Source organism: Streptomyces cupreus (genome assembly GCF_014257025.1).
In the GTDB taxonomy this organism is placed as follows: Bacteria; Actinomycetota; Actinomycetes; order Streptomycetales; family Streptomycetaceae; genus Streptomyces; species Streptomyces cupreus.
This window is the reverse complement of sequence record NZ_JACMSF010000066.1, coordinates 12063-25535: the sequence shown is the minus strand read 5'-3', so window position 1 is coordinate 25535 and position 13473 is coordinate 12063. Positions and strand designations below refer to the sequence as shown.

Below are 13473 nucleotides of genomic sequence, written 5' to 3'. Positions count from 1 at the left end.
CGTGCACCCTTCATCGAGAACTTCACCGCTCGGACCGTTGACAGCGGCCGGTTGCGGTCGGAGACTCACGTCAAGAAGCCAGTGAAACAAACTTCACCAGACGAACAACAGAAGGGGACGACCGATGCGCACCACCGTCGGCATCATCGGAGCCGGCCCCGCGGGCCTCCTCCTCGCCCGGCTCCTCAGCGACGCCGGCATCGACTCGGTCGTCCTGGAGAGCCGCGACCGCCCCTATGTGGAGCAGCGCCAGCGGGCCGGAATCCTGGAACAGGGCACCATCGACGTCCTGCGCGCGGCCGGGGCCGGCGAGCGCATGGACCGCGAGGGCCTGCGCCACGACGGCATAGAGCTCCGCTACGACCGCACCCGCCACCGCGTCGACTTCCCCGCCCTCACCGGCGGCCGGTCGGTGATGGTCTACGCCCAGACCGAGGTCTGCAAGGACCTCATAGCCCTCCAGCTGAAGGACGGCGCCCCGCTCCTCTTCGAGGCCGAGGCCCTGGCGGTGGAGGACGCCGACACCGACCGCCCGCGCGTCCGCTTCCGGCACGAGGGGCGTGAGGACGTCCTGGAGTGCGACTACGTGGTCGGCTGCGACGGCTTCTGGGGGGTCGCGAGGAAGGCGATCCCCGCCTCCGTCTCACGGACCTTCGAACGGACGTACCCCTTCGGCTGGCTCGGCATCCTCGCCGATGTCCCGCCCTCCCACGACGAGCTGGTCTACGCCCGCCACGACCGGGGCTTCGCCCTCCTCTCCATGCGCTCCCCGTCCGTCTCCCGCCTCTACCTCCAGGTGCCGGAAGGAACTGACGCGGAAGAGTGGTCCGACGACGAGATCTGGGCCGAGCTGGAGCGCCGCTTCGAGACGGACGACGACTGGCGGCTCGAACGCGGCCCGATCACCCAGAAGTCGGTCACCCCCATGCGCTCCTACGTCCACGAGCCCATGCGCCACGGCCGTCTCTTCCTCGCCGGTGACGCGGCGCACATCGTGCCGCCGACCGGGGCCAAGGGGCTGAACCTGGCCGTGGGGGACGTCGTGACCTTCGCGCGGGCGCTGACCGACCAGCGGGAGACCGGCTCCTCGGAGCTGCTCGACGCCTACTCGGCGACCTGTCTTCGGCGGGTGTGGCAGGCCGAGCGGTTCTCCTACGACATGACGACGCTGCTCCACCGCGCCCCCGACGCCACCCCGTTCGAGGACCGGCTCCAGCTCGCCCGGCTCGCGCGGATCGCGTCCTCGCGGGCCGCCGAGACCGAACTCGCCGAGGCGTACACGGGCTTCCCGGTCGACTGATCACCGATGAGTTCCGGCCATGTAGCGGGTTGGTCATGAATGGGGCCCTCCGGTGCCGGGAATCACGGACCCGCGTAGCGTGTTGCGCAGCACAGCAAGGGAAAGATCCTCCCCAAGCACTAGAGTCTTTCTTTTGCCTTTCCATTACTCTTGAGCCCAAGGCTGCGCAGGGTGGCCATGGAGGAGTGAAATGAGGAGCAGCAACCCGGTCTTCTCGCGACGGGGGTTCAGCCGCGACAACGGCCACGCGGGCTTCAACGCCCAGCCGCAGGCCGGGGGCGCCGCTGTGGGCACGCAGGGCAACCCGTATGCCCAGCCGCAGGGGGCCAACCCCTACGCCCAGAACCCGTACGCGCAGAACCCTTACGCCCAGCAGGACCTGCAGTACGGCGCGCCGCCGCAGGCCCCGGTCACCACCGGCCGGATGACGATGGACGACGTCGTCATGCGCACCGGCACGACCCTCGGCGTGCTCATCGTCACCGCCGCGCTCGCCTGGGCGCTGCTGCCGGTCGACGACGCCAACATCAGCCGGTCCTACGGCATCGCCATCGGCGCCGGCCTGATCGGCATGGTCCTGGCGCTGGTGCAGTCCTTCAAGCGCAAGGCCTCGCCCGCGCTGATCCTGTCGTACGCCGCGTTCGAGGGTGTGTTCCTCGGCGTGGTCTCCAGCGTCGTCGACAACCGCATCGCGGACGGCGCGGCCATGCAGGCCGTGCTCGGCACGATGGGTGTCTTCGTCAGCGTGCTGATCGCCTACAAGGCGGGCTGGATCCGCGTCAACCGCCGCTTCGTCGGCTTCGTGATGGCGGCCGCGCTCGGCTTCATCATGCTGATGGCGGTCAACCTGCTGTTCGCCGTCTTCGGCGGCGGTGACGGCCTCGGCTTCCGCAGCGGCCCGCTCGGCATCCTCATGGGCGTCATCGGCATCCTGCTCGGCGCCTGCTTCCTCGCCCTGGACTTCAAGCAGGTCGAGGACGGCATCGCCTACGGTGCCCCGCGCGAGGAGGCCTGGCTCGCCGCCTTCGGTCTCACGCTGACGCTGGTGTGGATCTACATGGAGTTCCTGAGGATCATCGCGATCCTCAACAGCAACGACTAGTCGCACCGCTTCGGAAGGGCCCCGGGTCTCAGACCCGGGGCCCTTCGTCGTCTGCGAAACAGTGCGCGTCTAGAGGAACTTGCGCGCGGCCCTCCTCAGGTCGTACTCGTGGACGATCGCCTTCGCGTGGCCGTACGCGAGGTCGTATTCGTGGCGAAGCCAGCTGACCTTTTCCTCGAAGCGGAAGAGAGCCGGGCCTTCTTCGACGGTGCGGAGCCAGTCGGAGACTTCACGACCGGTGCAATGGGGGATGCGGGCGAGCATGTTGCGGTGGGTCTCCTCGGAGAGGACGTGGGACATCGGCGCCTCCGGACGCAGGGGATGTAAGCCGGTCCTTCAAGTCACGGTGCCTGAGCGTTCGCGTGTTGGCAACACTCCCGGTGCTGCGCGTACGGTTGCGGCGTGGTGGATACGACGCGTCTGACCCGGGCTGTGGATCACTTCGCCGACCGGTTGCGAGCCGCTCCGCAGAGTCGGTTGCAACGAGGAGCGGCGACCGAGGCGCTTGGGCTGGCCAGGGAGCTGTCCCGCCGGGCACAGCTGCTCGAAGATCCCTCGGGAGAGCCTCGGGAGATGCCGGACGCGGGGATGTTCGCCGCGGCTGATCAAATCACCGTCGCCGTGCACGACTTGGGCCTCGTACTGACGGACGAGGCCCAAGTGGACGAGGCTGTGGAGTTGGTGGCCGAAGCGCAGAAGCGCGCCGGAGTGTGACTGCTACAGGCTCGCTATGACGCGGTCGGCCAGGATGTACACGTTCTCCTCGCCGCACGCGAACGTCAACGTGTACGCTCCCGAGATGCCCGAGCCACCCAGCAGGACCGGGGTCTCGCCCGCGCGCAGGGCCTCGGCCAGGCGTTCCGCCGTTTCGCGGTGGCCCGGGGTCATGCACAGGGTGGTGCCGTCGGCGAAGACGTAGACGTCGAGGGTGCCGAGCGGGCCCGGGCGGACGTCGGTCAGTTCGGTGGCGGAGGCGGCCAGCTCCTCAAGCGTGGCGACCGTACGCTCATGGTCGTTGACGACCGGTGACTGCACCGGCACGAAGTCCGGGTGCGAGGGGTGCCGACGGCGGGCGGCGGCCAGCTCCGCGGACTCCCCGGCGAACTCTTCGGCGTCCGCGGCCGGCTCTGCGACCGGCTCCAGGGGCTCAAGGCTCACGAAATCGGCCTGCCGGGGGAGGAACGGCTCGCTGTCGCCCAGGCCCAGCAGCGTCGGGCCGTCGGAGGCGTCACGGGCCTCCTGGGCCGCCCAGAACGCGCGCGCCTCGGCGAGCTCCCGCTCACGCTCCTCCGCCAGGGCCTCGGCCACGGCTGCGCGTATCTCGTCGGTGTCCGCGGCCGGGCGGGCGGCGGGCACCAGACCCCGGGCCGCGGCCGCGTTGTTCGCGGCGAGCTCGGTGTGCAGGGCCGCGACCTGTCGGCGCAGCACCATGAGGGTGCGCAGGACGGCGACGCCCACGGCGCCGGTGGCTGCCGTGGTGAGCAGCAGGGCGATCGGCATGGCGCTCACTGACGTACTCCCGGTTCAAAGTCGACCCCCGACTTCCTACATCAGCTTGAGGGGTGGACTAACCAGCTGTCAGTGCGTAACGTCACGAACCGGACAGGGCTTTGGGCCTGGCGGGTGTGGGTGAAACGCCTCTGACCTGCGGAAATCCCTCAACGGAGGGAGATAGGTCACATCCTGGGGGAGATTGGATCACAAATAGGCCCAGAACCTGGTCGGTTACCGGGTTCCGGGCCTATGGGTCACTCAGGGTCGCGCACCGACCACGGTCAGCTCAGACGCTCGATGACCATCGCCATGCCCTGGCCGCCGCCGACGCACATCGTCTCCAGACCGAACTGCTTGTCGTGGAACTGGAGGGAGTTGATCAGCGTGCCGGTGATCCGGGCGCCGGTCATGCCGAAGGGGTGGCCGACGGCGATGGCACCGCCGTTGACGTTCAGCTTCTCCAGCGGGATGCCCAGGTCGCGGTAGGAGGGGATCACCTGCGCGGCGAACGCCTCGTTGATCTCGACCAGGTCGATGTCGTCGATGGTCAGGCCCGCGCGGCGCAGCGCCTGCTGCGAGGCCTCGACCGGGCCGAGGCCCATGATCTCGGGGGACAGGCCCGAGACACCGGTCGACACGATGCGGGCGAGCGGGGTGAGACCGAGCTCGCGGGCCTTGGTGTCGCTCATGATGACGACCGCGGCGGCGCCGTCGTTCAGCGGGCAGCAGTTGCCGGCGGTGACCATGCCGTCGGGGCGGAAGACGGGCTTCAGGCCCTGGACGCCCTCCAGGGTGACGCCGGCGCGCGGGCCGTCGTCCTTGGAGACGACGGTGCCGTCGGGGAGGGTCACCGGGGTGATCTCGCGCTCCCAGAAGCCGTTCTTGATGGCTTCCTCGGCGAGGTTCTGCGAGCGGACGCCGAACTCGTCCATGTCCTGGCGGGTGACGCCCTTCCAGCGGGCGAGGTTCTCGGCGGTCTGGCCCATCGCGATGTAGGCGTCCGGGACGAGGCCGTCCTCGCGCGGGTCGTGCCAGGTGGTGCCCTCCTGCTGGGCGACGGCCTCGGTGCGGGCCTCGGCCTCGGCGAAGAACGGGTTGTGCGTGTCGGGCAGCGAGTCGGAGTTGCCCTTGGTGAAGCGGGAGACCATCTCGACACCGGCCGAGATGAAGACGTCGCCCTCGCCGGCCTTGATGGCGTGCAGGGCCATGCGGGAGGTCTGCAGCGAGGAGGAGCAGTACCGGGTGACGGTGCAGCCGGGCAGGTGGTCCATCCCCATCTGCACGGCCACGATCCGGCCGAGGTTGTTGCCCTGCTCGCCGCCGGGCAGACCGCAGCCCAGCATCAGGTCGTCGATGTCCTTGGGGTCCAGCTCCGGGACCTTGGCGAGGGCGGCCTGGATGATCGTGGCGGTGAGGTCGTCCGGGCGCAGGTCCTTCAGGGAGCCCTTGAAAGCGCGGCCGATGGGGGAGCGGGCGGTCGAGACGATCACGGCTTCGGGCATCACGGCTCCAGACGACGACGGAAGAGGGGGTGTACGGGGCAAGTTACCTGTACGTAAGGCTTCGGTCACCGCCATCCGGGTGTGATGCGGAACTCTTTTCCAAGCGCTTGCTTAGGGGGCTAGGGGCGTCGGCCGCGCCCGGTGCGGCGGGCGGGGCGAACAGCCAGTCCACCGGCGGCTTGGTCAGTGGCTGGACCAGGCGGCGTACCCAGGGCGAACCGAGCACCGCCGCGAGCAGCACCCCGCACACCATCAGCGCGAGCAGCTCCACATGGGTGTCGGCCCGGGCGATGTGGCCCCGCTCCCGGAACGGCAGGATGACCAGCGGATGCAGCAGGTAGATGGTGAAGCCGCCCGAGCCGAGCGCGGAGACGAACGGCAGCCGCCGCCTCGGTATCAGCCGGAGCAGACACAGCACCAGCGCCGCGGCCGAGGCCAGGACCAGCAGCCGGATCACCCAGGCGCCCTCCATGCCCAGCCGGGTGTCGGCCCGGTACGCGTGCCGCATCGAGAGCCAGGTGCCGTCGACCTTCGCGTGCCACAGCCAGCCCACGGTGAACGAGGCGAGCACCCCCGCCACGGCGACCGGCAGGCTCGACCGGCTGCGGAACCAGTCCTGGAGCCACCCCTGGCCCAGTCGCCAGCCGAGGTAGAACAGCGGCATGTACACCAGCGTCCGGCTGGCCGAGAACTGCATGCCGAACTCGTCCACGTAGCCGACCGCGAGCGAGACGACCGTGGTGACCAGCAGCGGATGACGCAGCTGGACCACCAGGGGCAGCAGCAGCCGCCAGAAGAACAGCGACATCAAGAACCACAGCGTCCACGGCAGCTGGGTGATGTGCAGCGTGAAACGGCCGCCGAGCGCGTACACCTCCAGCGAGTACAGCAGGCTGAAGATCAGCGCCGGCAGGGCGATGCTGTGCAGCAGGGTGCGCAGATGGCGCGGACCGAGCGGCCCGCCGCTGCTGAAGACCCCGGCCAGGATGACGAAGAGCGGCACCCGGAAGGCCCAGGTCCCGATGTGGTACGCCCCCAGTGCGTCGTAGCGGCTCATCAGGCTGCCCACGGTGTGCAGGACCACGATCAGCGCGGCGGACACGAACCGGGCGTTGTCCCACCAGGGGTCACGGGTGCGGCTCGGGCCGGTGGGTCTCGGAAGCGGTTTTTCCATCGCGGGGGCGTGCTCCTGACAGCAGCGTGACAGCGGAAGCACACCCTCGCCAAAGCCGGGGGTGATCCGGTTACGCCGCCCCGCTCGGACGGTGAACTGTGCGTGTACGGAACGCGGCTGGTGAGGAAGGTCGCGTTCCGCTTCACACGCCGGACGCGCTGGTGGGAGACGGTTCCGTCTCCCCGACCCGCCGCCGGCGCCTGCGCTTGAGCAGCGCCCACGGGCCCCGGGGCCCGGTCGGCATCGCCGCCGTGACCTCCGTGCCCGCCTCGGAAGCCGCCTCCGCCGCGGCCCGGGCGACCGGCAGGAAGCCCTCGCGACGGGAGACGTCGGGACGCTCTTCTTCCGCGGGCCACAGGCCGAGAGCCGCGCAGACGGTGGGCAGGACCGCCATCGCCGCCGTGGCGTAGCCCTCCGCAGAGGGGTGGTAGCTGTCCGGGCCGAACAGCTCGCGCGGGTTCGCCGCGAACTCCGGGCCCAGCAGATCGCCCAGCGACACCGTACGGCCACCCTGCTCGACGACGCCGATCGTCTGGGCGGCCGCGAGCTGACGGGAAGCACGCCTGGCCAGCCAGCGCAGGGGCTGCTGGACCGGCTCGATGGTGCCGAGGTCGGGGCAGGTGCCGACGATCACCTCGGCGCCGGCTGTGCGCAGCCGCCGTACCGCCGTCGCCAGATAACGCACCGAGCGGGTCGGTGGCATGCGGTTTGTGACGTCGTTGGCGCCGATCATGATCACGCAGACGTCGGGCACCCCGTCGGAATCCGCCAGGGCGAGCGCAACCTGGCGTTCCAGGTCGTCGGAGCGGGCACCGGGGAGGGCGACATTGCGCAGCTCCACCGGGCGCTCCGCCACCGCCGCCAGTCCCGACGCCAGCAGCGCGCCCGGCGTCTGCCCGGCCCGCCGTACGCCCTGGCCCGCGGCCGTGGAGTCACCCAGCAGCAACAGCCGCAGCGGAGGTACACCGGCGGCGGTATAGCCGTTGCCGTACAGGCCCTCCGCGCTCGGCGCGTGCGGGGCCGTGCCGTTGCTCACGGCACGCTTGGCCAGCTGGACCTCCGCCAGCACCAGACCCACGACGGCCGCGCCGGCCAGACCGATCCCACCGCCGCCGTATGCGGCGCCGGCCGCGATCCGCCGGGCCACCCTCGCCCTCGACATGCTCGTCATGCCTCGCCGTCACCTCCTCGAACCCGTACATCCACTCCTTGCCCCGCACGCACCGTGGCCCAATCCCAACAGGGAGTGAACGACCGTCATGGGGGGCGGGGAAGCCATAGGCTGGCGGCACCACTGACGACATCTTTTGCAGCATCCGGAGACAACGGTGCAATTCCACGACTCGATGATCAGCCTCGTCGGCAACACCCCGCTGGTGAGGCTCAACAGCGTGACCAAGGGCATCAAGGCGACTGTCCTGGCCAAGGTGGAGTACTTCAACCCGGGCGGTTCGGTGAAGGACCGGATCGCTCTGCGCATGATCGAGGCCGCGGAGGAGAGCGGCGCGCTCAAGCCCGGCGGCACCATCGTCGAGCCGACCAGTGGGAACACCGGGGTCGGGCTTGCCATCGTGGCCCAGCAGAAGGGCTACAAGTGCATCTTCGTGTGCCCCGACAAGGTGAGCACCGACAAGATCAATGTGCTGCGGGCCTACGGGGCGGAGGTCGTCGTCTGCCCGACCGCCGTCGACCCCGAGCACCCCGACTCCTACTACAACGTCTCCGACCGTCTGGTCCGTGAGACGCCGGGCGCGTGGAAGCCCGACCAGTACTCCAACCCCAACAACCCCCTCTCCCACTACCACTCCACCGGCCCCGAGCTGTGGGAGCAGACGGAGGGGCGGATCACCCACTTCGTCGCGGGCGTCGGCACCGGCGGCACCATCTCCGGCACCGGCCGCTATCTGAAGGACGTCAGCGACGGCAAGGTCAAGGTCATCGGCGCCGACCCCGAGGGCTCGGTCTACTCCGGCGGCTCCGGGCGGCCGTACCTCGTCGAGGGCGTCGGTGAGGACTTCTGGCCGACCGCCTACGACCGCACGGTCGCCGACGAGATCGTGGCGGTCTCCGACAAGGACTCCTTCCAGATGACCCGCCGCCTCGCCAAGGAGGAGGGCCTGCTGGTCGGCGGCTCCTGCGGTATGGCCGTGGTCGCCGCGCTGCGCGTCGCCGAGCGTCTTGAGGAGGACGACGTGGTCGTCGTACTGCTGCCGGACAGCGGCCGCGGCTACCTCAGCAAGATCTTCAACGACGAGTGGATGGCCGACTACGGCTTCCTGGAGGACGAGGGCCCGAGCGCCCGCGTCGCCGACGTCCTGAGCGACAAGGAGCACGGCGCCATGCCGTCCCTCGTCCACATGCACCCCGACGAAACCGTCGGCCAGGCCATCGAGGTGCTGCGCGAGTACGGCGTCTCGCAGATGCCGATCGTCAAGCCGGGCGCGGGTCACCCGGACGTGATGGCCGCCGAGGTCGTCGGTTCCGTCGTCGAACGGGAGCTGCTCGACGCCCTGTTCACCAAGACGGCCTCCCTGGAGGACCCGCTGGAGAAGCACATGTCGGCCCCGCTGCCGCAGGTCGGCTCCGGCGAGCCCGTCGGCGACCTGATGTCCGTGCTCGGTTCGGCGGACGCGGCGATCGTCCTGGTCGAGGGCAAGCCCACCGGTGTGATCAGCCGTCAGGACCTGCTGGCCTTCCTCGCCAAGGGCGGGAAGTAGCGGCGAACGTACGGTGAACGGCCCGTGTCGGCGGCGAACTTGCGGTGATCGGCAGCCTTCATGGCTTCGCGGAAGTGGTACGAGCGCGTCACGTCCGCGCAGCACCCGCTTAACACGGGTCCGGCACATTAGTGGGTGTCGGCAGGGCGGGAGCGGCTCCCCGCCCCAGCCGGCGCCGAACGTCCAAGGACCTCCGGAGCGGCTCCCGGACCTCCATGGACGCCGGACGTGAGACCCGGCCCTGACCCGGTCAACGTCCCTCGCGGGGACCGCCGTCGTCCCGCCCCCCGGCAACGGGGGTGCGGCGGTCCCCGCGCATATCTTTTGGATCAGCGGGCTGTACTGGCCCAACTCCCCAGCAGCGCCAGCCTCTCCGCCGTCTCCGAGTCCGGCTCCGGGGCGTAGAACACCACCGTCTGGTCCGGCGCCGCCGGGACCGTGAAGGTCTCGTACGGGAGGACCAGCAGACCCGCGACCGGGTGCTGGACGTGTTTGACCCCGCACACACAGGGCTTGACCACGTGGTCGGCCCAGAGCCGGCGGAAGTCCTCGCTGCGGGCGGAGAGTTCGCCGACGAGGGCGGCCAGCTCACGGTCGTCGGGGTGATGGCCCGCGCTGAGCCGGAGGTGGGCGACCGTCTGGGCGGCGATCGCGGGCCAGTCCGGGTACAGGGCGTGGGCAGCTGGGTCGAGGAACGCCCGGCGCGGGAGGCTGAGCCCGGCAGGATCCGACTCGCTGAAGCCGAGCACCGCGTCGGCGAGGGAGTTCCAGGCGAGCACGTCCATCCGGTGGTCCAGGACGTACGCGGGGTTGCGGTCCATGCCGTCCAGCAGCAGCTGGACGCTCCGGCTCACCCGGGGCGACACAGGGGCGGTTCCGCCTCGCCTGCGGGGCCGGGCGATCGTGTGCAGGTAGTCGTGCTCCGCCGCGTCCAGCCGCAGCACCCGCGCGATGGCGTCCAGGACGGCGTCCGAGACGCTCGGCCCCCGCCCCTGTTCGAGCCGGACGTAGTAGTCGACGCTCACCCCGGCCAACTGCGCCACCTCCTCGCGGCGAAGACCGGGGACGCGGCGGCGCCCGTAGGCGGGCAGCCCCACGTCCTGAGGCTGGATGCGGGCGCGGCGCGTGCGCAGGAAGTCTCCGAGTTCCCCGTCCATGCCCTCGATCGTAGGTGCCCGCGCGGTCGTGAACCTGGTTCTGTCAGACCCAGGAAAAGCTCATCCCTGGGTACGGCCGCGACCGGCGCGCAGGGTGGTCGGTGCGCCGGGGAGACGCCCCGGCCGCGACCGAGGGAGCACTCGATGTCCTACGAGAATCTGGCCGGCCGTACCGCCGTCGTCACCGGGGCCGCCAGTGGGATCGGCGAGGCCGTCGCCGTACTGCTGGCCCGGCACGGGGCGCGGGTGGCGCTGCTGGCCCGGCGCGGGGAGCGGCTCGACGCGCTCGCCGGGAAGATCCGGGCCGACGGAGGTGAGGCGCTGGCCGTGGTCGCGGACGTCACCGACGAGGCGTCCGTGGCGGCGGCCGCGGGTCGCGTCCATGAGGTGTACGGGCCCGCCGACTTGGTGGTCAACTCCGCCGGGGTCATGTTCCCGAGCCCGATCGAGGCCGGGGACACCGCGGCCTGGCAGCGGATGATCGACACCAATGTGAGCGGCGTGCTGAGCGTGACCCGCGCTTTCACGGCGGACCTGGTGTCCGCGGCCGCCGACGGCCGTACGACGGACCTGGTGAACATCTCCTCCATCGCCGCGCATCTGACCTTCCCGAACTACGCGGTGTACGGCGCCACCAAGGCCGCGCTGACCCATCTCTCGCAGTCCCTGCGCACCGAGCTCGGGCCGAAGGACGTACGGATCACCAATGTGGAGCCGGGGTTCACCGAGAGCGAGCTGCGCGACCATGTCACCGACCCGGAGAGGGCCGGTGAGCTGGACGCCATGGTGTCGGCGGTGGGCACCTTGACCTCCGAGGAGGTCGCGGACCTGGTGGCGTACACCGTGAGCCGGCCGCGCCATGTGAATCTGCGCCAGGTGATGGTGCTGCCCACCCGGCAGGCCTGACTCAGTCCTCCCAGTCGCTGTCCTTCTGGGACTTGCGCCGGCGCCGGAACAGGTCCGGGTGGGTGCGGGCCGCCTGGACCACGTTCACGCCGACGATGCCCGCCCAGGCGACCAGCAGGCCGGGCAGGTGGGCCACCCCGCCGCCGATGCCGGACAGCGGGATCGCCAGCACCAGCGAGACGATGCCGAAGCCGAAGCGCTCGCCCCACGAGTCCGTCGGCTTCGGTGACCGGGCCCCCCGGGCCACCACCATCTGCTGCTCGGCGAGCTGCCGGCGCACCCGGCGCTCGACCGCCCCGTCGATACGCTGGTCGACCTTCTCCAGGAACGAGTCGACCAGCGCGGACTCGTACTCGTCGCCCAGGTCCCTGCGCGCGTGCAGGGTGGCGTTGAGTTCCTTCTTCAGCTCGGTGTCCTGAGCGCCATTTCCGGTCATGTGCTCCACGGTAGGGAGCGCGGCCGGTCGTCGCACTGGGGATATCCCCCCTGTCGGAGCTGGGGGTGGCGCGCCTGCTACTTCGCCAGACCGTGCTGCTTCGCGTACGCGTTCGCCACGTCCTCGGGGTCCTTCTTGTCCTTGTCCACCTGGCGGTTGAGCTCGGTGAGCTGGGCCGTGGTGAGGACGTTGCCGAGTTCGGCGAGGGCCTTGCGGACCGTGGAGTCGGCCTTGCGGTCGGCGATCAGGGGGACGATGTGCTGGCCGGGGATCAGGTTCTTCGGGTCCGACAGCACCACCCAGTCGTTCGCGACGATGTCCGTGTCCGTGGTGAAGAGGTTCGCCACGTCCACGTCGCCCTTCTTCAGGGCGCCCTTGACCAGCGGGCCCGAGGAGTCGAGCGACTTGAACTCCTTGAACTCGACGCCGTAGACCTCCTTCAGGCCCACCGCGCCGACCTCGCGCTTCTTGACCTCGGGGGCCGCGCCGATGACCAGCTTGCCGTTCTGCTTCTGCAGGTCGGCCAGTGAGGTGAGGCCGTACTTCCTCGCGGTCTCCTGCGTGACCACGAAGGCGTCGGAGTCCTCGGCCATGCCGTACGGCAGCACCTGGAGTCCGGCGGGCAGGGCCATGGCGAGGGCGTTCTGCATCTCGCCCTCCTCGGTCGCCGTCGCCTTCGGGGCGACGTAGTGCAGAAGGGCGCCCTGGTACTCGGGGAGCAGATCGATGTCGCCGCCCCTGATGGCGGGGATGAGGATCTCCCTGGTGCCGAGGTTGGGGCGGACGTTCACCTTCACGCCGGCCGCCTCCAGTACGGCCGCGTACAGGTACCCCAGCACCTGGTTCTCGGTGAAGTTGGCGGTGCCGATGGTGATGCCGTCCTTGCTGGAGCCGCCGCCACCGGAGGTGGTGCCCTCGTTGTCGAGGGAGGTGATGCCGCTCGCGCAGGCGGACAGGGCGGGGACGGAGGCGGCCGCGAGGAGGCCGCCGAGGAGAGTGCGTCGGTTCATCGGAATGGTCCCTAGGCAGTGCGGTGGCGGAAGAGGAAGCGCTGGAGTGCGGAGAGGGACAGGTCCAGGGCTACGGCGATCACGGCCACCAGCACCGCGCCGCCCAGCACCTGCACCAGGTCGCGCTGGGCCAGGCCGTCGAAGACATAGCGGCCCAGGCCGCCGAAGGAGACGTACGCGGCGATCGTGGCCGTGGCGACGACCTGGATGAGCGCGAGGCGCAGGCCCGTCATGATCAGGGGGAGGGCCAGCGGCAGTTCCACCTGGAAGAGGACCTGGTGGCCGCGCATGCCCTGGCCCTTCGCCGCGTCCTTCACCTCCGGGTCGACGGCCGTCATGCCCGCGTAGGTGTTGGTGACGATCGCCGGGACCGCGAGGGCGACCAGGGCGACATACACCGGCGTCATGGACAGGCCGCTGGCCAGGAAGACCAGCACGACCAGGCCGACGGTGGGCAGGGCGCGGCCGAAGGACGCCAGGTTGATCGCGAGGAACGCGCCTTTGCCGGTGTGCCCGATCAGCAGACCGAGCGGGAGGCCGATCGCGGCCGCGATGAGGGTGGCGAGGAGCGAGTACTGGAGGTGCTCGGTGAGGCGGTGGGCGATGCCGTCGGGGCCGGTCCACTGCTCGCCGCTGCTCAGCCAGTCGCCGAGGTTCTTGAGGAGTTCGTACATG

The 13473-nt window shown here is 70.2% G+C and carries 14 protein-coding genes; 5 read left to right on the top strand and 9 right to left on the bottom strand.

What is annotated here, in order from left to right:
* The first annotated feature begins 124 nt into the window (after positions 1-124).
* Positions 125-1300 (top strand): 4-hydroxybenzoate 3-monooxygenase, encoded by a 1176-nt coding sequence (locus tag H4N64_RS37335; protein WP_186287040.1) that lies wholly within the window; start codon positions 125-127, stop codon positions 1298-1300.
* A gap of 190 nt (positions 1301-1490) precedes the next feature.
* Positions 1491-2402, top strand: coding sequence for a Bax inhibitor-1/YccA family protein (locus H4N64_RS37330; protein ID WP_186287039.1), 912 nt, complete (start codon positions 1491-1493; stop codon positions 2400-2402).
* A gap of 69 nt (positions 2403-2471) precedes the next feature.
* On the opposite strand, the gene H4N64_RS37325 is transcribed toward H4N64_RS37330, so the two are convergent.
* Positions 2472-2702, bottom strand: a complete 231-nt coding sequence (locus H4N64_RS37325; RefSeq protein WP_095753563.1) for a DUF4287 domain-containing protein — start codon at positions 2700-2702, stop codon at positions 2472-2474.
* Positions 2703-2804: 102 nt separating this feature from the next.
* Here H4N64_RS37325 and H4N64_RS37320 point away from each other — a divergent pair, with 102 nt between their 5' ends.
* The gene (locus tag H4N64_RS37320; protein WP_186287038.1) at positions 2805-3116 is read left to right on the top strand and encodes a hypothetical protein; all 312 of its coding nucleotides are present in this window, start codon (positions 2805-2807) and stop codon (positions 3114-3116) included.
* 3 nt (positions 3117-3119) lie between these two features.
* Here H4N64_RS37320 and H4N64_RS37315 read toward each other — a convergent pair whose 3' ends face one another.
* The 4 genes from H4N64_RS37315 to H4N64_RS37300 all read right to left on the bottom strand — a co-directional run bounded on the left by H4N64_RS37315 (position 3120) and on the right by H4N64_RS37300 (position 7743).
* Entirely contained in the window at positions 3120-3902 is a 783-nt protein-coding gene (locus tag H4N64_RS37315) for a hypothetical protein (RefSeq protein ID WP_186287055.1), read from the bottom strand.
* A gap of 275 nt (positions 3903-4177) precedes the next feature.
* The gene (locus tag H4N64_RS37310) at positions 4178-5398 is read right to left on the bottom strand and encodes an acetyl-CoA C-acetyltransferase (RefSeq protein ID WP_186287037.1); all 1221 of its coding nucleotides are present in this window, start codon (positions 5396-5398) and stop codon (positions 4178-4180) included.
* Between the two features lie 43 nt (positions 5399-5441).
* The gene (locus H4N64_RS37305) at positions 5442-6572 is read right to left on the bottom strand and encodes an acyltransferase family protein (protein ID WP_186287036.1); all 1131 of its coding nucleotides are present in this window, start codon (positions 6570-6572) and stop codon (positions 5442-5444) included.
* Between the two features lie 142 nt (positions 6573-6714).
* Positions 6715-7743 carry an SGNH/GDSL hydrolase family protein gene (locus H4N64_RS37300; RefSeq protein WP_186287035.1) on the bottom strand — a complete coding sequence of 343 codons (1029 nt, stop codon included), beginning with the start codon at positions 7741-7743 and terminating at the stop codon, positions 6715-6717.
* Between the two features lie 157 nt (positions 7744-7900).
* Between H4N64_RS37300 and H4N64_RS37295 the strand changes: the two genes are divergently transcribed.
* Complete coding sequence (locus tag H4N64_RS37295; protein ID WP_186287034.1) at positions 7901-9289, top strand: cystathionine beta-synthase; 1389 nt, start codon at positions 7901-7903, stop codon at positions 9287-9289.
* 329 nt (positions 9290-9618) lie between these two features.
* Here the strand turns inward: H4N64_RS37295 and H4N64_RS37290 are convergent, their stop codons facing one another.
* Positions 9619-10446 (bottom strand): helix-turn-helix transcriptional regulator, encoded by an 828-nt coding sequence (locus tag H4N64_RS37290; RefSeq protein WP_186287033.1) that lies wholly within the window; start codon positions 10444-10446, stop codon positions 9619-9621.
* Between the two features lie 144 nt (positions 10447-10590).
* Here H4N64_RS37290 and H4N64_RS37285 point away from each other — a divergent pair, with 144 nt between their 5' ends.
* Positions 10591-11352, top strand: a complete 762-nt coding sequence (locus H4N64_RS37285) for an SDR family oxidoreductase (protein WP_186287032.1) — start codon at positions 10591-10593, stop codon at positions 11350-11352.
* A 1-nt stretch (position 11353) separates the two neighbouring features.
* Here the strand turns inward: H4N64_RS37285 and H4N64_RS37280 are convergent, their stop codons facing one another.
* The 3 genes from H4N64_RS37280 to H4N64_RS37270 all read right to left on the bottom strand — a co-directional run bounded on the left by H4N64_RS37280 (position 11354) and on the right by H4N64_RS37270 (position 13472).
* Complete coding sequence (locus tag H4N64_RS37280; protein ID WP_186287031.1) at positions 11354-11788, bottom strand: hypothetical protein; 435 nt, start codon at positions 11786-11788, stop codon at positions 11354-11356.
* Between the two features lie 77 nt (positions 11789-11865).
* Positions 11866-12798, bottom strand: a complete 933-nt coding sequence (locus H4N64_RS37275) for an ABC transporter substrate-binding protein (RefSeq protein ID WP_186287030.1) — start codon at positions 12796-12798, stop codon at positions 11866-11868.
* An 11-nt stretch (positions 12799-12809) separates the two neighbouring features.
* Positions 12810-13472 (bottom strand): ABC transporter permease, encoded by a 663-nt coding sequence (locus tag H4N64_RS37270; protein WP_186287029.1) that lies wholly within the window; start codon positions 13470-13472, stop codon positions 12810-12812.
* Position 13473 lies beyond the last annotated feature (1 nt).